The sequence below is a fragment of the Pseudomonas sp. F01002 genome (assembly GCF_004402115.1).
Taxonomy (GTDB): Bacteria; Pseudomonadota; Gammaproteobacteria; order Pseudomonadales; family Pseudomonadaceae; genus Aquipseudomonas; species Aquipseudomonas frigoris.
On record NZ_SOPU01000017.1, the window covers coordinates 106,639 to 131,141 of the forward strand.

A 24,503-nucleotide genomic window follows, 5' to 3' on the forward strand; every position below is an offset into this window, starting at 1 on the left:
ATTGGCCCGCTGGCCAAGGCAAACGCGGCATCGATGCCATGTTCGTACAGTGCTTGATAACCCTCGCCCAGTGTCCCGGCGATGACGATCACCGGCACGCCATGCTGCCGAGCAATACGCGCCACACCAAACGGCGTCTTGCCGCGCAGGGTCTGAGCGTCGAAACGGCCTTCACCGGTGATCACCAGGTCGGCGCCCTTTACCGCATCGTCCAGGCCGACCAGTTCGGCGACCACTTCGACCCCGGCCTTGAACTGCGCCCCCAGAAACGCCTTGGCGGCAAACCCCAGGCCGCCTGCCGCACCGCTGCCCGGTTCGTCACGTACGTCTTTGTTCAGGATCTGAGCGCACCGTTCGGCAAAGTGCCCGAGCGCTCGATCCAGTTGCTCGACTTGCTCGGGTGATGCCCCTTTTTGCGGGCCGAAAATCGCTGAGGCACCGTGAGGTCCGCACAGTGGATTGTTGACGTCGGCGGCGATGTCGAATTGCACTTCGGCCAGTCGCGGGTCGATTCCACTCATGTCGATTCGCGCTAGTTGCGCGAGGGCCAAGCCGCCCGGTGCCAGTATTTGGCCCTGGGCGTCCAGCAGCTTGACGCCCAAGGCTTGCATCGCCCCCGCCCCGCCGTCGTTGGTGGCGCTGCCGCCAATCGCCAGAATCACCCGTTGCGCCCCGGCATCGAGCGCCGCGCGGATCAACTCGCCGGTGCCGAACGTACTGCTGATGCAGGCGTCACGCTTGCCCGGCGGAACCAGTTGCAGGCCACTGGCCTCGGCCATTTCGATGATCGCAGTGTGGCTCTGGGGCAACCAGCCCCAAGCGGCCTCAACCATTGCGCCGAGCGGCCCACGGACATGGGTGCGGCGAAGTTCGCCCTCGCACGCCGCCAGAATAGACTCGACGGTCCCCTCCCCGCCGTCAGCCATCGGGCATTTGACCAGGAGCGCATCGGGCCAAACCTGCGCCAACCCCAGAGCAATGGCATCAGCCACACCCTGGGCACTCAGGCTGTCCTTGAACGAATCGGGGGCGATGACGATTTTCATGCGAATTCTCCAGTTCCAATGCGTTCCATGCTGCCAGCAGGCAAGAACAATAACGCCGGTCCGCTGCACAAGCGGCCAAGACGATTATTGTTCATTTCCACAAAACCTCCCTCCACACCGTTCGTTGTAGCAGCNTGCCGAGCTGCGCGAGGCTGCGTTCGGCTGCGAAGCAGTCGTAAATTCTGCAAGCACGGTTTACCTGATGCTCCGCGGCGCATGATTTCACGACTGCTGCGCAGCCGAACGCAGCCTCGCAGGCTCGGCAGCTGCTACGGATTAGTGTTGGGGAGTTCGGTTTGGGGAAGGAGCTGGACGCCGAGATAAAGCGCAAGCATTCCATCCAGCCTTAACGGGTCAACACCACTGNAGCTCGGCAATCCGCTCCATCCGATAACGCAGGCTATTGCGGTGGATGCCCAGCGCATCGGCACACGCCTGGCTCTGACCATCGTGATCGCACCAGCAGCGCAGGGTCGCCAGCAGTTGGCCGTTGCCATCCTTGGCGATGACTTTACGCAGCGGTTTGAGCAACTCGTCCAGCGCGTCGTCGTTGCGGTGCCGCCAGAGCATCACCGGCAACCGGTAACGGTTGAGCGTCAGCAAACGGGAGTGCGGCAACACATCGCGCCCATAGGCCAGCAAGTCGCCGACGCGTCGATAGCAACGACGCAGCCCGGACAATCCATCGGCCTGCCCGCCCACGGCAATGCGCAGAATGTTCCAGCCGAGCCCGTCGAGTTTTTCCAGCAGCCGGTCATTCTCGATCGCCTGCGCCGCCGGTCGGCACCAGAGCAACGAGGACTTGGCCGAACTCACGCACCAACTGTCCGGGTAGCGTGAGATCAACCAGGCGCTGAGCGCCTCGACGGTTTGCCCCGGACCGTGTTCCATCCCTAACTCGAACAGATACGGCACCCGCGTCATCTGCGGCTTGAGCCCCAGTTGTTGCGCTTCGTCGATCAACCGCGGCGAATCCCCGGCCTCGCTGAGCAGCAATGCCAGCAGATCGTCGCATCGCTGGCGCCGCCATTGCTGTTCGGCCTGCTGATTGCGCTGGCCGACCAGCATCTCGGCGGTCATCCGCACCAGTTCGGCATAGGTGCGCAATTGCTCGGGTTCACCGGTGATGCCCAGCACGCCAATCAAGCGCTGATCGAGCAACAGCGGCAGGTTGATGCCCGGCTGCACGCCTTTCAGATGAATCGCCGTTTGGGCGTCGATCTCCACCACCCGCCCGTTGGCCAGCACCAGTTGCGCGCCTTCATGGCGGGTGTTGACCCGCCCCGGTTCGCCGCTGCCGAGTATCAGGCCCTGGCTGTCCATGACGTTGACGTTGTACGGCAGGATGGCCATCGCCCGGTCGACGATGTCCTGGGCCAGGTCGTGATCGAGTTCGAACATAGCGGTGATCCTTGAAAGCGTGATGGAGCGGATTGTTCACCCGCACAGGCCTTGGTTGCAAACCCTGTGCTCAGGCACAAAGACAATGACCCAAGCGGTGGCCGAGACTCACTGGGCGGTCAACGTTACCCTTGCATCGCAAAAAATCATAATAAAGAGAGAGCCCGCCATGTCACAGAGCGCCGCCGCTACCCAGGCCATCGTTGACGAGAAAAACGCCGTCTACAAACGCATTACCCTGCGTTTGATCCCCTTCATCTTCATCTGCTACCTGTTCAACTACCTCGACCGGGTGAACGTTGGATTTGCCAAGCTGCAGATGCTCGACGCACTGAAATTCAGTGAAACCGTGTACGGCCTCGGGGCCGGGATCTTCTTTATCGGCTACGTGTTGTGCGGCGTCCCCAGCAACCTGGCCCTGACCAAATTCGGCCCGCGCCGCTGGATCGCGCTGATGATGATCGTCTGGGGCTCGCTGTCGACCTGCCTGCTGTTCGTCACCACACCGACCGAGTTCTACACCTTGCGCCTGTTCACCGGCGCGGCCGAAGCCGGGTTCTTCCCGGGCGTGGTGCTTTATCTCTCGCAGTGGTTTCCGACCTTCCGCCGGGGCCGCATCATGGCGCTGTTCATGTCGGCGATCCCGGTGTCCGGCCTGCTCGGCAGCCCGTTTTCCGGCTGGATTCTCAACCACTTCGGCGCAGGCCAGGCAGGTTTGGCGGGCTGGCAGTGGATGTTCCTGCTGCAAGGCATTCCGACGATGATCCTCGGCGCCCTCGCCTACTTCCTGCTCAGCGACAGTTACGCCAACGCCAAATGGCTCACGCCGTTCGAGCGCTCCGTGCTGGAAGCCGACCACGCAGAAGACCTGGCCAACAAACCGAAAACCACCACCGACTCGTTGCTGGCCGTGTTCAAAAACCCAGCGATCTGGGCCTTCGGTCTGATCTATTTCTGCATCCAGAGCGGCGTCTACGCGATCAACTTCTGGCTGCCGTCGATCATCAAAAACCTGGGCTTCAGCGATAACCTGGTGATTGGCTGGCTCAGCGCGATTCCGTACCTGCTGGCGGCGCTGTTCATGCTGATGGTCGGCCGCTCGGCGGACCTGCGCAAAGAACGCCGCTGGCACTTGGTGGTGCCGATGCTCATGGGTGCGGTCGGTTTGCTGATCGCTGTGAATTTTGCGACTACGCCGGCCATTGCTATCCTCGGCCTGACCATCGCCACCATGGGCGCCCTCACCGGTTTGCCGATGTTCTGGCCGGTGCCTACCGCGTTGCTGAGCGCGGGCGCTGCGGCGGGTGGTTTGGCGTTGATCAACTCCATGGGGCAGATGGCCGGGTTCCTGAGTCCGTATCTGGTGGGTTGGGTCAAGGACAGCACCGGGTCGACCGATGCCGCGCTTTACCTGCTGGCGGGCGTGATTGTGTGCGGGAGTTTGCTGGCGTTGCGCATGACCCGTACGCTTCGCGTCTGATCACCGAAGATCCCCTGTGGGAGCGAGCCTGCTCGCGAAAAGGGAGTGCCAGTCGGCATCAAGGTTGCCTGGCACACCGCTTTCGCGAGCAAGCTCGCTCCCACATTTGATCTGAGGGTGTTTTAGATTTGCGTTTGCTCTGGACGGTCGTTCTGGTATTTGATTGAGCCTTTCTCCCACCGGTAAAAGGATTTCGTCATGAGCTATCGCACGCTGGGTCATTCGGGTTTACAGGTTTCCACCCTGACCTTGGGCACCATGATGTTCGGCGAACAGACCAGCACCGAAGATTCCCTGCGGATCATCGACAAGGCCTGGGACCAGGGCATCAATTTCATCGACACCGCAGACGTCTACACCAACGGCCGCTCCGAAGAGATCGTCGGCGAAGCGATTGCCGGTAACCGCCACGAATGGGTGCTGGCGACCAAGGTCGGTTTCGGCCCGCTGGACGGCGTTCCGAACCGCAGCGGTTTGAGCCGCAAGCACATCTTTAATGGCGTCGATGCCAGCCTGACGCGCCTGAGCACCGATTATCTCGACATCTATTACCTGCACCGCGAAGACCACAACACGCCGCTGGAAGTCACGGTGTCGGCGATTGGCGATCTGATCCGCCAGGGCAAGATTCGCTATTGGGGTTTGTCGAACTACCGTGGCTGGCGCATCGCCGAGGTGATTCGGGTGGCCGATCAACTGGGCGTCGACCGGCCGGTGATCAGTCAGCCGCTGTACAACATCGTCAACCGTCAGGCGGAAACCGAGCAGATCACCGCCGCGCAAAACTATGGACTGGGCGTGGTGCCTTACAGCCCACTGGCGCGCGGTGTGCTCAGCGGTAAATACGCGCCGGACGTGAAGCCGGATGCCAACAGCCGCGCCGGCCGCGCAGATAAACGCATTCTGGAAACCGAATGGCGCGTCGAATCCCTGCGCATTGCTCAGCAGATCCAGCAGTACACCCAGGGTCGCGGCGTGGGCATCGTCGAATTCGCCATCGCCTGGGTGCTGAACAATAGCGCCGTGACTTCGGCCATCGTTGGACCGCGTACCGAAGAACAGTGGGATGCCTACGCCAAGGCGCAGGCGGTGAAGATTACGGCCGAGGATGAAGCGTTTATTGATTCGCTGGTTGTGCCTGGGCATGCGTCGACGCCGGGGTTTAATGATGTGAGCCACTTTGTGTCGGGGCGCAAACCGCGCTAACAGCAAAAGATCGCAGGCTTCGCCAGCTCCTACCTAGATCGGTGTACCCCAGTAGGAGCTGCCGAAGGCTGCGATCTTTTATCTGGCGACACATTCTCCGGCCGAACCACGTATCCTCTGCGCCCGTTTCACGTTCAACTTCGCGAGGACAGTTTGTCTAAAGGTATCGCTCTATCGGTTTCAGCCTCGGTGCTGTTTGCCGTCATGTATTACTACACCTCGCTGCTCACGCCTTTGAGCGGCGTGGAAATCTTCGGTTGGCGAATGCTGCTGACCCTGCCATGCATGACCGTGTTCATGGTGGTTTCCGGTGAATGGAAACGCGTAGTCGCCCTTTTTCGGCGGCTGGTTGGCCAACCAAAACTGCTCGCCGGCCTGATCGTTTCCGCGACTTTGCTGGGCCTGCAACTCTGGCTGTTCATGTGGGCGCCGCTCAATGGCTATAGCCTCGATGTGTCCCTGGGCTACTTCCTGTTGCCGCTGTCCATGGTGCTGACCGGGCGGGTCGCCTATGGCGAGCGACTGTCTTACCTGCAAAAGGTTGCCGTGTTTTTTGCTTCCCTCGGCGTGCTCAACGAGCTGTATCAGGTCGGCGGCTTTTCCTGGGCGACCTTGCTGGTCGTCATCGGTTATCCGCTCTACTTCATCCTGCGCAAGCGACTGGCGACCGACAACCTCGGCGGTTTGTGGATGGACATGGCGTTGATGTTGCCCGTGGCGTTCTGGTTCGTTCAGGGCGGTGAACAGGGTTTCGCCGTGTTCGATCAGCACCCGTGGCTGTCACTGCTGATCCCGTTACTCGGGGTGATCAGTGCTTCGGCGCTGGTGGTTTACATCATCGCCAGCCGACTGCTGCCGTTCAGCCTGTTCGGGTTGTTGAGTTACGTCGAGCCGGTGCTGTTGCTCGGCGTTGCGTTGCTGCTGGGGGAAAGCATCAAGGCCGGTGAGTGGCTGACGTACATCCCGATTTGGTTGGCTGTTGTGGTGTTGGTATTTGAAGGGTTCAAGCATTTGATGCGACATCGACGCCCTTAAAAGCAAAAGATCGCAGCCTTCGGCAGCTCCTACAGTGTGAACACAATATCCCTGTAGGAGCTGCCGAAGGCTGCGATCTTTTGAACTTAAAAAGCCCGGCCAGCATTGCTGCTGACCGGGCTTTTTTACATCTGAAACGGTTTAGTCGGTGGAGAGCACGCCACGACGAACCTGGTCGCGCTCGATGGATTCGAACAGCGCCTTGAAGTTGCCTTCGCCGAAACCATCGTCGCCTTTACGCTGGATGAATTCGAAGAACACCGGGCCCATCAGGGTTTCCGAGAAGATTTGCAACAGCAGACGCTTGTCGCCCGACTCGGACGAACCGTCCAGCAGAATGCCGCGCGATTGCAGTTGATCAACCGGCTCACCGTGGTTCGGCAAACGGCCTTCGAGCATTTCGTAATAGGTTTCCGGCGGCGCGGTCATGAAGCGCATGCCGATGCTTTTCAGGTGATCCCAGGTCTTGATCAGGTCATCGGACAGGAAGGCAACGTGCTGGATGCCCTCGCCGTTGAACTGCATCAGGAACTCTTCGATCTGCCCGGCGCCCTTGGACGATTCTTCGTTCAGCGGGATACGGATCATGCCGTCCGGCGCGGTCATGGCCTTGGAGGTCAGGCCGGTGTATTCGCCCTTGATGTCGAAGTAACGGATCTCGCGGAAGTTGAACAGCTTCTCGTAGAAGTTGGCCCAGTAGGCCATGCGACCGCGATACACGTTGTGGGTCAGGTGGTCGATGATCTTCAGGCCAGCCCCGACCGGGTTGCGGTCAACGCCTTCGATGAATACGAAGTCGATGTCGTAGATCGAGCTGCCTTCACCAAAACGGTCGATCAGGTACAGCGGCGCACCGCCGATGCCTTTGATCGCGGGCAGGTTCAGTTCCATCGGGCCGGTTTCGATGTGAATCGGCTGTGCGCCCAGTTCCAGGGCCCGGGCAAACGCCTGCTGGGCATTCTTGACGCGGAACGCCATGCCGCACACCGACGGACCGTGCTCGGCCGCGAAGTACGAAGCGACGCTGTGCGGTTCGTTGTTGAGGATCAGGTTGATCTGGCCCTGGCGATACAGGTGCACGTCTTTGGAACGGTGGGTCGCGACCTTGGTGAAGCCCATGATCTCGAAGATCGGCTCCAGGGTGTTCGGGGTCGGCGATGCGAATTCGATGAATTCAAAGCCCATCAGGCCCATTGGGTTTTCGTATAAATCTGCCATGGTTGGCGCCTCATCATTTTCTTGTCAATTAACGGATCGTTAGTTGCTAGCAATGCTGAGACCGGCGGGTGGCGCGCAGGAGATGCCCCGCACGCTGCGGGCGAGGAAGTCACCATAGATCAATTGAAACCCGAAACTCTTCATTGTCGACCCAAGGCTCTTGCGGGCGAGGCTTCTGCTGCCAGAAGACGATTATTCTTATATGCGTAACCCGATTCTACACAGCGTAAATAGGTTTGTCCGCCTTCTCTATCAAATCCCCTTTTTCCCTGCGCGCGAAAGGGGTTTGTTGCACAGGAAAATCCCCGCGAGGATCAGCCCTCCCCCCAGGCACATCGCCAGGGTCAACTGCTCGCCTAACAACAGCGCACCGAGGATCACCGCGGTCAGCGGGTTGAGGGCGATGAACACGCCTGAACGCGTCGCGCCGATTTTGCGAATACCGTCGTAATAGCCGATATAGGCCAGCGCCGAGCCCAATACGCCAAGGTACATCAAGCTCAACCACTGTGGCGGACCGAGATTGACGAGTGCAGCCACACTCAACTCACCGCGAACAGCACTGGTCATCCACAACATCAACGTGCCCAACAGAATCGAGTACGTCACTGTTTGCACCGGGCCTAGCGTCTGGTTCAGATCTTTGGAGAGCAGCGAATAAACGCCCCAGCCGAGCACGCAGCCGAAGATCAACAGATCGCCGATCCAGGCATCGGGGTTGCTGGCCAATAGTTGTGGGTTACGGCTGATGATTACCAGGCTCGCCCCGGCAATACAGATCGCAATTCCGATGACTTTCGCTCGGCTCAAGCGCTCCTTAAATAGCAGCCATGACGCCAGCCCGATCACGGCAGGGTTCAACGCCACGATCAATGACGCCCGTGAAGCATTGATGTAGTGCAGCCCATAAAAGAAGCACAGGTTGTAGAAAAAGATTCCGAAAAAACCCAGCAGCGCCAATTGCAGCCATTGCCTGGGGCTGGGCCTTGCAAGAGGCACGCGAGCCAGTAGCAGAAACACCAGCAGCGCCACACTGGCCAGCAAGAATCGCAGGCTGGCGGCAAACAAGGGGCTGAGGCTGTCGGCCAGAAACCGCCCGGCGACAAAGGTGCCGCCCCAGATCATGCTGACTGCCGCCAGTTTCAGATAAACCGGCACACCCGAAGGGTTGGACAGGCTCTGCTCACAAGTTGTCATAGGTTTCCAGAATGAGAAATCGGGGGAGATGACGTATCATTCGATTAATACCTTCTCATCGTAAAATGAGTAAACACTCATGACCCTGACCCAATTGGAGATTTTTTCTCTGGTCGCCGAGCTTCACGGTTTTACGGCGGCAGCCAATCGCTTGGGGATTTCCCAATCCGCGGTCTCTCACGCCCTCAAGTCGCTGGAACAGGAATTGGGCGTCGAGCTGCTGCGCCGACATCAGTCCCAGGTCGAACTCAGCGACATCGGCCAACAGCTTTTGCTGCGCGCCCGAGCCATGCTGGGCCTGGCCAACACCTTGTGCCAGGAAGCAGCCGATGCTCGCGGAATGAAACGCGGCACGTTGCGTATCGGCTCGTTCGGCCCGACCTCATCGATCAAACTGCTGCCGCTGATCCTGCAGCACTACCGCGCGGCTCACCCGGGCATCGAGGTCCACATTGACGAAGGCCCGGACCGGCAGGTGATCCAGTGGCTGGAGGAACGGCGTATCGATGTCGGCTTCGTGGTGTTGCCCGAGGAGCGGTTCGACACCTTTGCGCTGATCGAAGACCAAATGGTCGCGCTGCTACCCGTCGATCATCCGCTGGCCCGTCGCGACAGCCTGACCCTGAGCGATTTGTGCAACGACCCCTTTGTCTTGACCGAGGCCGGTTCCTCGGAACTGGTGTCGCGACTGTTCAGTGCCGCCCGGCTAACTCCGAACATCCGTTATCGCTGCTCGCAACTACTGAGCACGCTGGACACCGTTGGCCGAGGCGACGCGCTGACGGTTGTCGCCGAAAGCTCATTACCCGACGACCGCGACAGTCGCTACGTGAAAAAACCGCTATCGCCACCGGTCATCCGTCAGGTTGGTCTGGCGGTACTCGACCAGCGCCAGTCATCCCCTGCGGCGCTGGCTTTTATCAAACTGGCCGAACGCCTGAATTACCGTTGAGCGGCACACACACCGAGGGCCAACTATCATGGCCTCTACCTGAACTCTTTTTGGAAGGCGTCCCGTCCTGCCAGCATTTGAGAGCCCTACTTCATCGTGACAGGTTTCGCAAATGCCACTGAACGTCAAAACCCGCCGCAAACGCGGTATCAGGATGGCTGTGACGCTACTGAGCGGATTACTCCCGGTGCTGTTGGGATTTGCCATTCTTTATATGCAAGCTGAGCGTGCGCTCAAGCAAAGCACTGAACAGACGGCCGAAGAAGCCATTCGCCAATTCGAATTGATGCTCGACAACACCGCCCAGGCCGCTCGGGAGCTTCTGCCGCTGGCCGGCCAAAACTGCAACGACGTCAAACTGGCCTTGCGCGAACAGGTCACCCGCCGGCCGTTCGTGCGCTCGACCAATCTGGTGTGGGACAACACCATTTACTGCAGCTCTTTGTTCGGTGAAGTTCAGGAACCGATCGTTTCCGGCGACTACAGCGAAGGCGCGTTGTTGCTGATGAAGGGCAACCCGGTCACGCCTGATACCGCATTGCTTGTGTATCGGCTTAGCAAAGAAAAACAGGGCGCGATGAGCACCCTGGACGGGTATCACCTGAGTAACGTACTGCGGCTGATCGGTCGCAAGACATTGCTGCTACTCCAAGTGGGCCCCCATTGGTTGTCCGCCGATGGCAAATTCCATGAAGGTGCCCTGCCTGCCTTTGCGGTGGCGCAAACCCAATTGGCGTCCTCGCGTTACGCCTTTTCGGTGACGGCCGGGTTTCCCGAAGGCGAAACCTGGCGCTTCATGAGCAGTGAGTATCCGCCGCTGTTCAGCTTGCTGATCTTCTTCGGTGTGATTTCCGGATTGATCGGGCACTTTGTGCAAAAACGCTCGTCATCACCGAGCAATGAAATGCGGCGCGCCCTGGAGGCGGCGGAGTTCATTCCGTACTTTCAACCTGTGGTGCATGGCGATAACAAGAAGTGGTCCGGCGCCGAGGTGCTGATGCGATGGAATCATCCCAAGGAAGGTCTGGTGCGTCCGGAGCTGTTCATTCCGTTTGCCGAACACTCCGGGCTGATCGTGCCGATGACCCGCTCATTGATGCAGCAGACCGCCGAATGGTTGGCGCCTGTTTCATCCTCTTTCGAGGGCGCTTTTCACATCGGCATCAACATTACCGCCAGCCACTGCAAGGACCTGGAACTGGTCGAGGATTGCCGTCAATTCCTAGCGGCCTTCGAACCGGGTGCCGTCAGCCTGGTGCTGGAACTCACCGAGCGCGAACTCATCGAACCCACGGCCATCACCCACCAACTGTTCGAGCAGCTTCACGCGCTGGGCGTGATGATCGCGATCGATGACTTCGGCACCGGTCACTCAAGCCTGGGTTACCTGCGTCAGTTCAATGTGGACTTTCTGAAAATCGACCAGAGTTTTGTCGCCATGATCGGCGTTGACGCCCTCTCACGGCATATTCTGGACACCATCATCGAACTCTCGGCCAAGCTCGATCTGGGTATCGTCGCCGAAGGCGTGGAAACCGTGGAGCAAAGTGATTATCTGACCGCCCACGGCGTGAACTTCTTGCAAGGTTATCTGTTCGGCCGGCCGATGCCCGGCGCGGACTTCATTAACGCATTAAGTCACCATTAACTAGCGACGCTAAGCGACGAGACAAGGAGATCGCGCACCCATTTGAATCAAAAGACTACTGTTGTTACATGAAGAAAAAGACAGGATTTACTCTTGGCCAATTAACTACTACAATTTTTCATGCCTGCGCTAGATTGGCAGGTGAGCCATTATCACCGAGTCGCTTCAAGGCTCTTGGCTTATAGCTTTGTTTGCGGTTGGTATCAGCCAAACACACTATTGGAGTAAAGATATTGTCCAGACTCGCTGAATTTCGTGCAGCTGAAAAGGCCCTTCAAGAGCAGCTCAAGCAGCTGGAAACCCTGAAGAATGATGCCGGGCTCAAGAAAGAAATCGAATTCGAAGAAAAGCTCCAGGGGCTGATGAAAACCTACGGCAAGAGCCTGCGCGACATCATCGCCATTCTCGATCCGAACCCGGCAAAATCCGGTCTGCAACAGCCGACGCCTAAAACCCGCCGCGCTCGCGTGGTCAAGGTTTATCAGAATCCGCACACCGGTGAACTGATTGAAACCAAGGGTGGCAACCACCGCGGCCTGAAAGCCTGGAAGGAACAATACGGTGCAGCTACCGTTGATTCCTGGCTGCGTGGCTAAGCACTCACGGTGACAAAAAAAGCCCTGCCAATGCAGGGCTTTTTCATGGACGCCTTCTAAATGCAACGATTAGCGTCGATCAACTCGCTACTTGCTGAATAACTTTGTGCTTAATCCGTTTGGGTATCTAAAAATTTCAGAATGCGCTGAAACCGGCAGCCATTGAAATCATTAACTAAAGTTTCAAGCTGTTACGGGCCGCGTCTATTTCATCCTGACTTGCCTTATAAACCTCAGCCTGCCCCGCGTAGGAAAGAACATAGGCCTTATCGGCATCCACGGCGGCAACCAATGTTTGAGAGAGCACATGCCTTCCGTTCTGCGTGATTGTGCAGGTTGTTTCCAGCGCTGATAAGCGGCTCAAGGTCGTCGGATGAATCTTGTTGCAGACACTTTGATAACCGCCTTGAAAGAAGTCCTTCTGCACCGACTTGCGCATCTCCAGCAATACGCCCTGCAGATTCACCTTATGACCACTTTCCACCTGAGTCATGGTCAACTCCATCACCATCACCGGCGTGCCACCCTGATCGTTTTTCACCGCACGCTGGCGGGAAACGTGGGTGTTGGCGTCATCTTGCGGGACGGCTTCGACTTCCCAGCCGTTGGGCCAGGTCATGACTGGCGCGTCTGCGTGAGCGCTGTTAACACCTGAAAGCACGCCGATCAGGACGAACATAGATTTACAGAAACGAATCATTGCAATGAACACTCACGGATTGAACCGTAAAGTCTGAGCCTCGCCCGCCTGTCAGGCAATAGCCGACGCTTTGGGTTTGGTGATGTCAGAGCCCTTGCGTATCATTGTCGCCATTCGTTAGCCCCACTTATTTTCCGGAGGGCCCATGAGCCTGCACGAATTGAACACCTTCCCAGGCGTGACTGCCCAACCTGACACCGCCACCCAGAAGTTCGTCTTCAACCACACCATGCTGCGGGTCAAGGACATCACCAAGTCCCTGGATTTCTACACGCGCATTTTGGGTTTCTCGCTGGTGGAAAAACGTGACTTCCCGGAAGCCGAGTTCAGCCTGTACTTCCTGGCGCTGGTCGATAAAAACCAGATCCCGGCCGACGCTGCTGCCCGCACTGAATGGATGAAGTCGATCCCCGGCATCCTCGAACTGACCCACAACCACGGCACCGAGAACGACGCGGATTTCGCTTACCACAACGGCAACACCGACCCGCGTGGTTTTGGCCACATCTGCATCTCGGTGCCGGATATCGTCGCTGCGTGCGAGCGCTTCGAAGCGCTGGGCTGCGATTTCCAGAAGCGCCTGAATGATGGCCGCATGAAGAGCCTGGCCTTTATCAAAGACCCGGATGCGTACTGGGTTGAGATCATCCAACCTGCCCCACTTTAAGCCCCGCTGCAGATCCCCTGTGGGAGCGGGCTTGCTCGCGAATGCGGTGTGTCATTCAGCAGCGATATCGGCTGATGGTCCGCATTCGCGAGCAAGCCCGCTTCCACATTTGGAATGTGCACGACACAAAAAACCCCATGATCGCTCATGGGTTTTTTGTGTTTTCAGCGTCGGGTTTTATGCCGGGGCCGAGGTCCGGATCAAGTGATCGAATGCGCTCAAGGAAGCCTTGGCGCCCTCGCCCACCGCAATCACGATCTGCTTGTACGGCACGGTGGTCACGTCACCGGCAGCGAACACGCCCGGCATTGAAGTCTCACCGCGGGCATCGACGATGATCTCACCGCGAGGCGACAACTCGATGGTGCCTTTGAGCCAATCGGTGTTTGGCAGCAAGCCAATCTGCACGAAGATCCCTTCCAGCTGGACGGTACGCAACTCGTCCGACTGACGATCCTTGTAGCGCAGGCCGTTGACCTTCTGACCGTCGCCCAACACCTCAGTGGTTTGCGCACTGGTGATGACAGTGACGTTCGGCAGGCTGTGCAACTTGCGCTGCAAGACCGCATCGGCGCGCAACTGCACGTCGAACTCCAGCAGTGTTACGTGGGACACGATGCCCGCCAGATCGATGGCCGCTTCGACGCCGGAGTTACCGCCGCCAATCACCGCCACACGCTTGCCTTTGAACAGCGGACCGTCGCAGTGCGGGCAGTACGCCACGCCTTTGTTGCGGTATTGCTGCTCACCCGGGACGTTCATTTCACGCCACCGCGCACCGGTCGCCAGAATCACGGTCTTGGCTTTCAGGGTCGCGCCGCTGGCGAAGTGGACTTCGTGCAACTCGCCGTTCTTGCCCGGCACCAACTTGTCGGCGCGTTGCAGGTTCATGATGTCGACGTCGTACTGCTTGACGTGTTCTTCCAGTGCTACAGCCAGTTTCGGCCCTTCGGTTTCCTGCACGGAGATGAAGTTCTCGATGGCCATGGTGTCGAGCACCTGCCCACCAAAACGTTCAGCCGCCACACCGGTACGAATGCCTTTACGGGCAGCGTATATCGCGGCCGAAGCACCGGCCGGGCCACCGCCGACGACCAGTACGTCAAAGGCTTCTTTGGCGCTGATCTTCTCGGCTTGACGCTCGATCCCGCTGGTGTCGATCTTGGCGAGGATTTCTTCAAGGCCCATACGACCCTGACCGAAGTTCACGCCGTTCAGGTAAATGCTTGGCACGGCCATGATCTGACGGTCATTGACTTCGGCCTGGAACAGCGCGCCGTCAATGGCAACGTGGTGGATGTTCGGGTTAAGCACGGCCATCAGGTTCAATGCCTGGACCACGTCCGGGCAGTTCTGGCAGGACAGCGAGAAGTAAGTCTCGAAGCTGAACTCGCCTTTGAGCGAACGGATCTGTTCGATCACTTCAACGCTGGCCTTCGAAGGGTGACCGCCGACTTGCAGCAGGGCCAGCACCAGGGATGTGAATTCGTGGCCCATCGGGATGCCGGCGAAACGCAGGCTGATATCGGCACCCGGGCGGTTGATCGAGAACGATAGTTTACGTGCATCGTCACCGTTGTCGAGCAAGGTAATTTGGGTAGAAAGACTGGCAACGTCTTTCAGAAGAGCGAGCATTTCCTGGGATTTCGCACCGTCGTCGAGGGAAGCAATGATCTCGATCGGCTGGGTGACCCGTTCCAGGTATGACTTCAACTGGGCTTTAAGATTGGCGTCCAACATACGGGCGATTTCCATGCTTTTAATAGGGAGTGAATTCGAAAAAAAACGCCCGAGCGAATCTCGCCCGGGCGTTTTTGAGGGCGGTTGCAGCTTACTTAGGTGCGGAAACCCGCCCTGATGATGCGATCCACAGACTTAGATCTTGCCGACCAGGTCCAGGGACGGAGCCAGAGTGGCCTCGCCTTCTTTCCACTTGGCTGGGCAAACCTGGCCTGGGTGAGCAGCGACGTACTGAGCAGCCTTGATTTTGCGCAGCAGCTCGGAAGCGTCACGACCCACACCGCCGTCGTTCAGTTCGACGATTTTGATCTGGCCTTCAGGGTTGATCACGAAGGTGCCACGGTCAGCCAGACCTGCTTCTTCGATCAGCACGTCGAAGTTGCGGGAGATGGCGTGAGTCGGGTCGCCGATCATGGTGTACTGGATTTTGCTGATGGCTGGCGAAGTGTTGTGCCAGGCAGCATGAGCAAAGTGGGTATCGGTGGAAACGCTGTAGATCTCGACGCCCAGCTTCTGAAACGCGTCGTAGTTGTCAGCCAGGTCTTCCAGTTCGGTCGGGCAAACGAAGGTGAAGTCGGCAGGGTAGAAGAACACGACAGACCACTTGCCTTTCAGGTCAGCGTCCGACACTTTTACGAAGTCGCCATTTTTGAAGGCGTCAGCTTTGAACGGTTTAACTTGGCTGTTAATGATAGGCATCGATGACTCTCCGTCAGGGTTGAAAAGTTGGGTTGAGAAGTTGATGGCGTGAATCCTACCGACTCGATTGCCGGATGGCTCATTGGCAAAGCTCATGCTGCTCATTGGTTTTCGCTATTAGCCGAACGTATTAATAGAAGAAAACTTACTTAGCAGCGCCAATGGTTTTTTCCGCGAGCGGTGTCATCCCGAGAAACGGGCTGGCTTCAACATAGCGCATGGCGGACTTCATATCCTTCCAGCCCACGTAACTCATCAACGACTTCAAGTCCCACCCGCTCTGATGAGCCCAAGTGGCAAAGCCGCGCCGCAAGGAGTGACTGGTGTAGTGCTCGGCCGGGATGCCGGCACGTTCAAGCGCCTGGCGCAGTAACGGGATCACGCTGTTGGCGTGCAACCCCTCCTCGCTCAGGTGGCCCCAACGGTCGATGCCCCGGAATACCGGTCCACGGACCAGCGCGGCTTCGGTGATCCAGTCGATGTACGCCTGCACCGGGCACAGGCGCTGCAACGCTGGCGTCTGGTAAGTCTTGCCGAGGTTTTCGCGGTCACTCTTGGTTCGCGGCAAATAGAGCGTGATGCCTGAGCCGGCAGCCGCTTGCACGTGCTCGATCTGTAACCGGCACAACTCATCGCTACGAAAGCCGCGCCAGAAGCCCAACAGAATCAGCGCCCTGTCGCGCCTGGCCCGCAAAAGAGCAGGTTGATCGTGCTCAGATTTTGCGGTTTGCGCTTCTTGCTCCAACCAGGCAACCACTTGCTCCAGATGCTGAAGCTGTAATGGCTCGGCCTGTTTTTCTTGAGCCGGGTGTAGCGCGCGAATGCCCTTGAAGACCTTGCGCACTACCGGCGCCTTGGTGGGGTCGGGAAATCCCTGGCTGTTGTGCCATTGCGCCAGTGCTGACAAACGCAACTTCAAGGTATTGATCGACAGCACGCCCGCGTGAGCAACGAGGTAGCGCGCGACGCTGTCGCTGGTCGCTGGCAGGAAGCCGCCCCAACTGACTTCGAAATGCTCGATAGCCGCCCGGTAACTGCGACGGGTGTTGTCGCGGGTGGCGGCTTGCAGGTAACGATCCAGCTCAGTCATCGGCTCAACTCTCTAAAACGTACCGCTTTGGCGGGTGAAAACACGCCACAGGACTTATCACACGGGGTAATACCAGTATATCCCGCATGAATACCTAACGTATTTTAAGTTTTACGTTAGCGTGGTACATTGCGTACTTAAGTGGCATGTACCACAGTACGAAATCGTAGGAGAACTCATGGCTCGTGGCGGTGTAAACAAAGCAGTGGTCCAGGCAGCACGCTTGGCAATTTTGGCTCGCGGCGAAAACCCAAGCATTGATGCGGTACGGATCGAAATGGGCAACACGGGCTCGAAAACCACGATTCATCGCTATTTGAAGGAGCTGGATGACGGCGCCGAGCGCGCCGACGTGCCGCCGGAACCCATCGATGATGAGCTGGCGGGGCTGGTCTCGCGGCTGGCACAAAGACTCAAGGAGCAGGCTCAGGAGCCCATCGATCAGGCCCGCGAGCAGTTCGATCAGCAAAAAAAACAGCTGGATACCCAGTTGTATGAAGCCCGACAAGCCAACACGCAATTGCAGCAGCAGTACGAGATTCAAAGCCTGGCACTGACTCAAGAGTCCGAGGCCCTGCAAGAAACCCGCGCCATGCTGCAGACCGAACAAACCCGCAACGCCGGACTGAACCAGGCGCTGGCCGATTTCGAATTACGCTTGCAAGACAAGGATGAGCAGATTCGCTCACTGGAAGAAAAGCACCTGCACGCTCGCGATGCCCTGGAACATTATCGCAACGCTGTCAAAGATCAGCGCGAGCAGGAACAACGTCGCCACGAAGGCCAGGTGCAGCAAATTCAAATGGAATTGCGTCAGGCCCAGCAAAGCGCATTGGTGCGCCAGGATGAGATCACCCAACTGCACCGCGACAACGAGCGTTTGCTGACGGAGAACCGTGGCACCCTGAGAGAGTTGAGCCTACTGCAGGATCAACTCAAGCAAACCAACGCTCGACAGGATCAGCTACTGGAACAGGTGAACCGTATCGACAGCGAACGCACCCTCCTCCAGGAACGCTTGCGCGCCGCCCTACTGGAAAGCCAGTCGCTGAAACAGAGCGTCGATGAGCAGTCGCAGATAAACAAAGCGCTGGAAATTGAGTTGCTCAAGACTCAGGCGAGCCTCGATGAGAGCGTGCGCCTGGCGGCCGTCATTGCGACAGCGCCAGACGCATCAGAGCCCCAAAAGGACGATTAACCCGCGACCGGCGTGCGCATGGTGACGAACTCTTCGGCGGCAGTCGGGTGCACGCCGATGGTCTCATCGAAATCGCGCTTGATGGCACCCGCCTTCAAGGCGATCGCCAAGCCCTGCACAATCTCCCCAGCCTCCGGACCGACCATGTGACAGCCCAGAACCTTGTCGGTCTTGGCGTCCACCACCAGTTTCATCAGGGTGCGCTCCTGGCATTCGGTCAGGGTCAGCTTCATGGGCCGGAAGCGGCTTTCGAAGATCACCACATCGTGACCGGCCTCCCGGGCCTCTTCCTCGGTGAAACCGACCGTGCCGATGTTCGGCAAGCTGAATACCGCGGTCGGGATCATCTTGTAATCGACCGGGCGATACTGCTCAGGTTTGAACAAACGTCGCGCCACGGCCATGCCTTCCGCCAACGCCACCGGCGTCAGCTGAACCCGACCGATCACATCGCCAAGCGCCAGGATCGACGGCTCAGCAGTCTGATACTGCTCGTCGACCTCGACGAAACCTTTCTTGTCGAGTTTGACTCCGGTGTTTTCCAGCCCAAGATTGTCGAGCATCGGACGTCGACCAGTGGCGTAGAACACACAATCCGCTTCAAGCTCACGGCCGTCCTTGAGGGTCACCTTCAGGCTGCCATCGGCCTGCTTGTCGATACGCTCGATGTCGGCGTTGAATTGCAGGTCCATGCCGCGCCTGGTCAGTTCTTCCTGCAAGTGTTTGCGCACCGCACCGTCGAAGCCGCGCAGGAACAGCTCACCGCGATACAGCAACGTGGTCTCGGCACCCAGACCGTGGAAGATCCCGGCGAATTCGACGGCGATGTAACCACCGCCTACCACCAGAACGCGCTTGGGCAGCTCTTTGAGGAAGAACGCCTGATTGGAACTGATTGCATGCTCATGCCCCGGAATTTCCGGAATCTGTGGCCATCCACCGGTAGCAATCAGGATGTTTTTGGCGGTGTAACGCTCGCCATTGATCTCGACCTGGTGCGGATCAACGATTTTGGCGTGGCCTTCATGCAAGGTCACGCCACTATTAACCAGCAGGTTGCGATAGATACCGTTCAGGCGATTAATCTCGCGATCCTTGTTGGCGATCAGCGTTACCCAATCGAACTTCGCTTCGCCCGGCGTCCAGCCAAAACCTTGCGACTGCTCGAAGTCTTCGGCGAAGTGTGCGCCGTAGACCAGCAGCTTCTTCGGCACACAGCCGACATTCACACAAGTGCCACCCAGGTAGCGGCTCTCGGCCACCGCCACTTTCGCGCCAAAACCGGCAGCAAAACGCGCAGCCCGCACACCGCCGGAACCGGCGCCAATCACATAAAGGTCAAAATCGTAGGCCATTTTCAATCTCCTCGGCAGTCCACAAGCATACCCGCAGACGTCCGCTGGGCAAGCGCTGCAATCGATATGGGGACGGAAAATGAAAAAGCCACCCGAAGGTGGCTTTTCAATACAAGTGGGTCAGAGGCTATTAGTAAGCCTTGCCAGTCTTGTAGAAGTTCTCGAAGCAGAAGTTGGTGGCCTCGATGTAGCCTTCAGCGCCACCGCAGTCAAAACGCTTGCCCTTGAACTTGTAGGCAATCACGCAACCGTTTTTCGCCTGCTTCATCAGGGCGTCGGTGATTTGAATCTCGCCGCCTTTGCCTGGCTCGGTTTGTTTGATCAGCTCGAAAATATCCGGCGTCAGGATGTAACGACCGATGATCGCCAGGTTGGACGGTGCGTCTTCCGGGGCTGGTTTTTCGACCATGTTGCGAACGCGGTACAAATCATCAGCGATCAGCTCGCCGGAGATCACGCCGTACTTGTTGGTTTCCTGCGGATCCACTTCCTGGATCGCTACGATGGTGCAGCGATACTGCTCGTACAGCTTGACCATTTGGGTCAGGACGCCGTCGCCTTCGAGGTTGACGCACAAGTCGTCCGCCAGCACTACCGCGAACGGTTCGTCGCCGATCAGCGGGCGGCCAGTCAGAATGGCGTGGCCCAGGCCTTTCATTTCGGTCTGGCGAGTGTAGGAGAACGAGCACTCGTCCAACAGTTTACGGATGCCGACCAGGTATTTTTCCTTGTCGGTGCCCTTGATCTGGTTTTCCAGCTCGTAGCTGATGTCGAAGTGGTCTTCCAGAGCCCGTTTGCCGCGACCGGTAACGATGGAAATTTCGGTCAACCCAGCGTCCAGTGCTTCTTCGACGCCGTACTGGATCAGTGGCTTGTTTACCACCGGCAGCATTTCTTTGGGCATGGCTTTAGTCGCTGGCAGGAAGCGAGTACCGTAACCGGCTGCTGGGAACAAGCATTTCTTGATCATAAAAGTCCTTGATAGGGCTGTGTGTACGAGTTTCGGCGCAGTCTAATCAGGCGGCGTGCACCTTACAATGCCCCGCACTGGCTAACCGATGCCATCATAGAGAAATATTCTCGCGGATAGTTCCCGAGATAGCTCTGCAGCCTTTATAGATAGCACAGACCATCAGATCTGCACGGCCGCGAATCGCATAACCCTACACCATCAGCACCGGTTGAGTGCATTTGGCGCTATCATTGCGCGATTGAACCAGCCAACGAGGCAGATAGATGTCGGAAGCAAAAAGTGTCAACGGGTTCCTGATCAATCAGGCGAAAGACGGCCAGTGGTGGGTAGACAGTGCCAGCGGCGAGAATATTGCCGGGCCTTTCCCGACCGAGGCGTTGGCGATCGAAGTGGCATCCGTATTGGAGCTCGAACACCCAGCCCCGAAGCGTCGCGGCAAGGATAAGTCCTGAGAAGCACCCGACTCGACCCAAGCCCTGCTCGCGCAGGGCTTTTTTGTGATTGCCTGCAACCAAGTGGCCATTCGCTATAACCTTTTGATGCCAGCGCTGTCACAGGCTCAGCCCCTTCATCCTGACGACGACAACGACATGAATAAATTTTTGCCACTGATCGCGGCACTGGCCCTGAGCGGCTGCGCCACTTCCGAAACGACCTACCTGAACAACGGCGAGCAAGGCCTGGCGATCGACTGCTCCGGGGAAGCCAATTCCTGGGCGACCTGCTACGAAAAAGCCGATGCCTCTTGCGCCGGCACCGGCTATCGGATCGTCGGTACCGACGGAACACCTTCGACCAAGGAAAGCGACAAGACGCTGGGTGTCGACGTCGGCAACTACAAGAACCGCAGCGTCGTGGTGGTCTGCAAGTAAGGCGCCCAGCCCTACATGTGAATTTCGGCGAACTTGATCCCGAGACCGCGCACCGTCTCGATCAAATCGTCGAGGCTACTGAAGGATTCGACTTCATCGTTTTCATCCACCAGAAAATAACTGCGCCCGGCGCTTTTTTTGAAAAACACGATCCATTCTCCCGAATTCGCCGGATTCTGAATCACGTGGGTGGCAGAGATGTGACCCTCTGCATGGCGCTCCCGTACCTGCTCTCGCTTCATGCTCGACTCCAGAAATGACAATGCCGCCAAAGCGCTGCTTTGGCGGCATCGGTGCTGACGGGCGACAGTCTATCAGCCGGAAATGCACGCAGTAGCGGCATTGCGTACATCCATGGGGCGCAACGGCACATTGGAGATGCGCTCATGCAACTTGATGCTGCTGCCGCCGGAGCGGTCTTCGATATCAAATACGGCGGCCGGGCCCGAGGAGAACTTCTGCGGCACGATGACTCGCATACCGTCCTTATGCGGCTCGACTTGCAGGGCTCCCCGGCTGCTGGCCAGCTTCTCGGTCAGGCATTGCGCGTACTCATGAGGCTTCTTGCCTGAAATCACGTTCATGGTGGGAAGCGTCTCATTGATCTCCGAGACACTCGCACAACCACTCATCGCTATCGCCATAGGCAGGACCAGCACACCCCACTTCATACAACACCTCCGATAAAGACACTCCGACAGTAAAAATGCTGTTTTTCTCCGAGGCTTGCTGCGTTTATCGCTCATAGAATTCCGTATAACTGTTTTTAATTGTCAAAGCGGACCCCGACGACCGGATAATAACCCGTTCGGGCTGATAAACTGCGCCAATCGCCCATGCTATCGTTTTGATTTTGTAGAAAAAGCCCTTCTGGAGGCGCCTCATGAAATTTATCCACCAGCGCGAGCACCTCAACGAAGACGACATCGTCGTCATTCAATGCTCCCAAACATGCAATATCCGCTTGATGAACGACGCCAATTTCCGCAGCTTCAAGAATGGCGGCCGCCACACTTACCATGGCGGTGCATTCGACACCTTCCCGGCCCGGATTACTGCACCGAGTACCGGTTTCTGGAACATCACCATCGACACGGTCAACCGCCGGCCGATCAGCGTAACTCACAAACCGACCCTGACTCACACCATCAAGATCATCCGCCGCTCCAGCACGAAACTGAGCTGAGTGACACCCAAACACGAAGACAAGCAGGTATGACCGTGGCCCAAACGACCAAGTACGTCATCAAATACAAACTCAATGGTGAGCGTCGCTTCGAATTTGCCCAGCTTGAAAACGGCACGGAAGAAGAAGCCAAGGCCGCGCTGGATGCTCTTCATGGTTCGAGCAAAGACGTCATCAGCGAAATAAGCGTCAGCAAAGCGCTGTAAAGGGACCCGGAGCGACAACATGGACGTCTGCTCCCGCCTCTGGAATTCAACCGCAAGCGCCGGAGTGTTAACGAAGTCCCCGCTCCCTAGACTGGCCACCTCAACCTTTGGTTAAGGAGTCAGAACATGTCTACTACCTCGATTCGCTTCATCAGCGGCACTTCCAGCCTTGGCGTCTTGCTGCTCGCATTCAGCGCCGAGGGGTTGTGTGCGCTGCTGCTCGGCGATGACCAGGCCACGCTGGAACGCGATCTTTCGCAACGCCTCCCCGGCCAACAAGCACCGCAGCGTGATGAAAGCTTGATGCCTGCGCTAGAGCAAACCTTGCGCCACCTCGAAGACCCGCGTAGCACCCTTGATTTGCCGCTGGATCTGACAGGCAGCGTATTTCAACGACGAGTCTGGGATGCCCTGCGGCAAATACCGGTGGGTGAAACCGCCAGCTATCTGGATATCGCGCGACAACTGGGTCAACCCACGGCTTTTCGGGCGGTGGCCAATGCCTGCGGAGCAAACCCGCTGGCGGTTATCGTGCCGTGCCATCGAGTGCTGCGTCAGGATGGCAGCCTCGGCGGCTACCGTTGGGGGCTGGAGCGCAAACGGCAACTGCTGGATCGTGAGGCGCAGCGATGAGCGAGCACTCTCTCGATGGACTGGACTGGGTCATGCTCGAGCAGCAACTCGATCAGGATGGCTGCGCGATCATCCGGTCGCTGTTTAGCCACGAGACGTGCGATGAAATCAGCGCTCTGTATGCCAGTGCCGAACCGTTTCGCTCGCAAGTGATCATGGCTCGTCACGGCTTTGGCCGTGGCGAGTACAAATACTTCAAATACCCGTTGCCGGATGTCGTCGCCCGTTTGCGCAGTGCGCTCTACCCTCGCCTGGTGCCGATAGCCAATCGCTGGTACGAGCTCATGGACCTGCCGACGCGTTTCCCTGAAACCCATGAAGCGTTCCTCGAACGCTGCCATGCCGCCGGTCAGGAACGCCCGACGCCGTTGTTGCTGCAATATGGACCGCAGGACTACAACTGCTTGCATCAGGATCTGTACGGCGAACACGTCTTCCCACTGCAAGTGGCGATTCTGCTGTCAGAGCCCGACGACGATTTCACCGGTGGCGAGTTCGTACTGACGGAACAGCGCCCTCGAATGCAATCGCGACCCCAGGTCATTGGCCTGAAGAAAGGCGACGGGCTGATCTTTGCCGTCAACCAACGACCAGTCAAAGGCGTTCGTGGCTATTACCGAGTCACCCTGCGCCACGGCGTGAGTCGCCTGCACAGCGGAAAACGGCATACCCTTGGAATCATCTTTCACGATGCGTTATGACCCCATGAACCCGATCACCTTCGACTTGTTTGCCGACGCGGAACCCGAGCAGCAAACCAGGCTCGATCGGATCGGCGAACAGTCCTGCGTCCTCAGAGGCTTTGCCCTGCCCTGGCTGGATCAGTTGCTGCCCGCACTGGACGCAGTTCTGGCGGCGGCACCGTTTCGGCAGATGATCACGCCCGGGGGCTTTACCATGTCGGTCGCCTTGAGCAGTTGCGGCGCGCTGGGCTGGACCACCGACCGCAGCGGCTATCGCTATACCCGCCATGATCCGCTGACCGGAGAACCCTGGCCAAAAATGCCCGAGGTGTTTTTCGAGTTGGCACAAGCGGCGGCGCGGGAAGCGGGGTTTGCGGACTTCATGCCTGATTCCTGCCTGATCAACCGCTATGCTCCCGGAGCCAAGATGTCGTTGCACCAGGACAAAGATGAAGTTTCCTACGCCGCGCCCATTGTTTCAGTGTCCCTGGGATTACCGGCGATGTTCCTGTTCGGCGGCTTCGAACGCAGCAATAAAAGCCAACGAGTACCGCTGTTGCATGGCGACATCGTGGTCTGGGGTGGCGTGGATCGCTTGCGGTATCACGGCGTCTTGCCGATCAAGGACGGCCAACACCCGCGACTGGGCGAACAACGGATCAACTTCACCTTTCGTACCGCCGGGTGAAGCCTTCGAATTCGACCGCAAGACCCGGGGTGCA

The 24,503-nt window shown here is 58.0% G+C and carries 24 protein-coding genes and 3 pseudogenes (1 of these 27 running past the window's edge); 15 read left to right on the forward strand and 12 right to left on the reverse strand.

What is annotated here, in order from left to right; genetic code table 11:
- Positions 1-1,046, reverse strand: a pseudogene (locus E3W21_RS12635) (glycerate kinase); it reaches 102 nt to the left of the window's first position.
- A 269-nt stretch (positions 1,047-1,315) separates the two neighbouring features.
- Positions 1,316-2,447, reverse strand: a pseudogene (locus tag E3W21_RS12645) (sugar diacid recognition domain-containing protein).
- Between the two features lie 169 nt (positions 2,448-2,616).
- Between E3W21_RS12645 and E3W21_RS12650 the strand changes: the two are divergent.
- The 3 genes from E3W21_RS12650 to rarD all read left to right on the forward strand — a co-directional run bounded on the left by E3W21_RS12650 (position 2,617) and on the right by rarD (position 6,168).
- Positions 2,617-3,927 carry an MFS transporter gene (locus E3W21_RS12650; RefSeq protein WP_129444490.1) on the forward strand — a complete coding sequence of 437 codons (1,311 nt, stop codon included), beginning with the start codon at positions 2,617-2,619 and terminating at the stop codon, positions 3,925-3,927.
- A 198-nt stretch (positions 3,928-4,125) separates the two neighbouring features.
- Complete coding sequence (locus E3W21_RS12655; RefSeq protein WP_134420122.1) at positions 4,126-5,133, forward strand: aldo/keto reductase; 1,008 nt, start codon at positions 4,126-4,128, stop codon at positions 5,131-5,133.
- 153 nt (positions 5,134-5,286) lie between these two features.
- Positions 5,287-6,168 carry an EamA family transporter RarD gene (gene rarD, locus E3W21_RS12660; protein WP_134420124.1) on the forward strand — a complete coding sequence of 294 codons (882 nt, stop codon included), beginning with the start codon at positions 5,287-5,289 and terminating at the stop codon, positions 6,166-6,168.
- Positions 6,169-6,309: 141 nt separating this feature from the next.
- Here the strand turns inward: rarD and hppD are convergent, their stop codons facing one another.
- On the reverse strand, positions 6,310-7,386 hold the full coding sequence (hppD, locus tag E3W21_RS12665) for a 4-hydroxyphenylpyruvate dioxygenase (RefSeq protein WP_046054072.1): 1,077 nt from the start codon (positions 7,384-7,386) through the stop codon (positions 6,310-6,312).
- Positions 7,387-7,638: 252 nt separating this feature from the next.
- Positions 7,639-8,583: a DMT family transporter gene (locus E3W21_RS12670; RefSeq protein WP_134420126.1), complete on the reverse strand. Its 945-nt coding sequence runs from the start codon at positions 8,581-8,583 to the stop codon at positions 7,639-7,641.
- A gap of 79 nt (positions 8,584-8,662) precedes the next feature.
- Here E3W21_RS12670 and E3W21_RS12675 point away from each other — a divergent pair, with 79 nt between their 5' ends.
- From E3W21_RS12675 to E3W21_RS12685, 3 genes are all read left to right on the forward strand, one after another.
- Entirely contained in the window at positions 8,663-9,535 is an 873-nt protein-coding gene (locus E3W21_RS12675) for a LysR family transcriptional regulator (protein WP_134420128.1), read from the forward strand.
- Between the two features lie 112 nt (positions 9,536-9,647).
- Positions 9,648-11,183 carry a cyclic diguanylate phosphodiesterase gene (locus tag E3W21_RS12680; RefSeq protein WP_134420130.1) on the forward strand — a complete coding sequence of 512 codons (1,536 nt, stop codon included), beginning with the start codon at positions 9,648-9,650 and terminating at the stop codon, positions 11,181-11,183.
- Between the two features lie 233 nt (positions 11,184-11,416).
- Positions 11,417-11,779, forward strand: a complete 363-nt coding sequence (locus E3W21_RS12685) for a histone-like nucleoid-structuring protein, MvaT/MvaU family (RefSeq protein WP_129444504.1) — start codon at positions 11,417-11,419, stop codon at positions 11,777-11,779.
- A gap of 175 nt (positions 11,780-11,954) precedes the next feature.
- Here the strand turns inward: E3W21_RS12685 and E3W21_RS12690 are convergent, their stop codons facing one another.
- Positions 11,955-12,479 carry a DUF4946 domain-containing protein gene (locus tag E3W21_RS12690; protein WP_134420132.1) on the reverse strand — a complete coding sequence of 175 codons (525 nt, stop codon included), beginning with the start codon at positions 12,477-12,479 and terminating at the stop codon, positions 11,955-11,957.
- Positions 12,480-12,624: 145 nt separating this feature from the next.
- Here E3W21_RS12690 and gloA point away from each other — a divergent pair, with 145 nt between their 5' ends.
- Positions 12,625-13,146: a lactoylglutathione lyase gene (gene gloA, locus E3W21_RS12695; RefSeq protein WP_046054068.1), complete on the forward strand. Its 522-nt coding sequence runs from the start codon at positions 12,625-12,627 to the stop codon at positions 13,144-13,146.
- 177 nt (positions 13,147-13,323) lie between these two features.
- Here gloA and ahpF read toward each other — a convergent pair whose 3' ends face one another.
- From ahpF to E3W21_RS12710, 3 genes are all read right to left on the reverse strand, one after another.
- Positions 13,324-14,886, reverse strand: coding sequence for an alkyl hydroperoxide reductase subunit F (ahpF, locus tag E3W21_RS12700; RefSeq protein WP_134420134.1), 1,563 nt, complete (start codon positions 14,884-14,886; stop codon positions 13,324-13,326).
- A 135-nt stretch (positions 14,887-15,021) separates the two neighbouring features.
- Positions 15,022-15,585 (reverse strand): alkyl hydroperoxide reductase subunit C, encoded by a 564-nt coding sequence (gene ahpC / locus E3W21_RS12705; protein WP_129444510.1) that lies wholly within the window; start codon positions 15,583-15,585, stop codon positions 15,022-15,024.
- A 145-nt stretch (positions 15,586-15,730) separates the two neighbouring features.
- A complete protein-coding gene (locus E3W21_RS12710) occupies positions 15,731-16,675 on the reverse strand; it encodes a site-specific integrase (protein WP_134420136.1) in 945 nt (314 codons plus the stop codon).
- Positions 16,676-16,853: 178 nt separating this feature from the next.
- Between E3W21_RS12710 and E3W21_RS12715 the strand changes: the two genes are divergently transcribed.
- Positions 16,854-17,873 (forward strand): DNA-binding protein, encoded by a 1,020-nt coding sequence (locus E3W21_RS12715; protein ID WP_134420138.1) that lies wholly within the window; start codon positions 16,854-16,856, stop codon positions 17,871-17,873.
- On the opposite strand, the gene gorA is transcribed toward E3W21_RS12715, so the two are convergent.
- Positions 17,870-19,228, reverse strand: a complete 1,359-nt coding sequence (gene gorA, locus E3W21_RS12720; protein WP_134420140.1) for a glutathione-disulfide reductase — start codon at positions 19,226-19,228, stop codon at positions 17,870-17,872. The genes E3W21_RS12715 and gorA overlap by 4 nt on opposite strands.
- A gap of 130 nt (positions 19,229-19,358) precedes the next feature.
- On the reverse strand, positions 19,359-20,198 hold the full coding sequence (gene galU / locus E3W21_RS12725) for a UTP--glucose-1-phosphate uridylyltransferase GalU (protein WP_129444518.1): 840 nt from the start codon (positions 20,196-20,198) through the stop codon (positions 19,359-19,361).
- A 266-nt stretch (positions 20,199-20,464) separates the two neighbouring features.
- Here galU and E3W21_RS12730 point away from each other — a divergent pair, with 266 nt between their 5' ends.
- Together E3W21_RS12730 and E3W21_RS12735 are read left to right on the forward strand one after the other, a co-directional pair.
- The gene (locus E3W21_RS12730; RefSeq protein WP_129444520.1) at positions 20,465-20,653 is read left to right on the forward strand and encodes a hypothetical protein; all 189 of its coding nucleotides are present in this window, start codon (positions 20,465-20,467) and stop codon (positions 20,651-20,653) included.
- A gap of 138 nt (positions 20,654-20,791) precedes the next feature.
- Positions 20,792-21,073 (forward strand): hypothetical protein, encoded by a 282-nt coding sequence (locus E3W21_RS12735; protein ID WP_056740098.1) that lies wholly within the window; start codon positions 20,792-20,794, stop codon positions 21,071-21,073.
- Positions 21,074-21,084: 11 nt separating this feature from the next.
- On the opposite strand, the gene E3W21_RS12740 is transcribed toward E3W21_RS12735, so the two are convergent.
- Positions 21,085-21,315, reverse strand: coding sequence for a hypothetical protein (locus tag E3W21_RS12740; RefSeq protein WP_134420142.1), 231 nt, complete (start codon positions 21,313-21,315; stop codon positions 21,085-21,087).
- Between the two features lie 72 nt (positions 21,316-21,387).
- Positions 21,388-21,744 (reverse strand): hypothetical protein, encoded by a 357-nt coding sequence (locus tag E3W21_RS12745; protein WP_129444524.1) that lies wholly within the window; start codon positions 21,742-21,744, stop codon positions 21,388-21,390.
- A 212-nt stretch (positions 21,745-21,956) separates the two neighbouring features.
- On the opposite strand from E3W21_RS12745, the gene E3W21_RS12750 reads away from it, so the two are divergent.
- From E3W21_RS12750 to alkB, 5 genes and pseudogenes are all read left to right on the forward strand, one after another.
- Positions 21,957-22,259 carry a DUF1883 domain-containing protein gene (locus tag E3W21_RS12750; RefSeq protein ID WP_129444526.1) on the forward strand — a complete coding sequence of 101 codons (303 nt, stop codon included), beginning with the start codon at positions 21,957-21,959 and terminating at the stop codon, positions 22,257-22,259.
- A 29-nt stretch (positions 22,260-22,288) separates the two neighbouring features.
- Positions 22,289-22,465: a hypothetical protein gene (locus E3W21_RS31155; RefSeq protein ID WP_166793825.1), complete on the forward strand. Its 177-nt coding sequence runs from the start codon at positions 22,289-22,291 to the stop codon at positions 22,463-22,465.
- Between the two features lie 342 nt (positions 22,466-22,807).
- A pseudogene (locus tag E3W21_RS32345) lies at positions 22,808-23,098 on the forward strand (methylated-DNA--[protein]-cysteine S-methyltransferase); the annotation flags it as partial.
- On the forward strand, positions 23,095-23,799 hold the full coding sequence (locus tag E3W21_RS12760) for a 2OG-Fe(II) oxygenase (RefSeq protein ID WP_129444530.1): 705 nt from the start codon (positions 23,095-23,097) through the stop codon (positions 23,797-23,799). The pseudogene E3W21_RS32345 and the gene E3W21_RS12760, both read left to right, overlap by 4 nt.
- Complete coding sequence (gene alkB / locus E3W21_RS12765) at positions 23,789-24,469, forward strand: DNA oxidative demethylase AlkB (protein ID WP_134420144.1); 681 nt, start codon at positions 23,789-23,791, stop codon at positions 24,467-24,469. The genes E3W21_RS12760 and alkB overlap by 11 nt, the downstream gene beginning before the upstream one ends.
- Positions 24,470-24,503 lie beyond the last annotated feature (34 nt).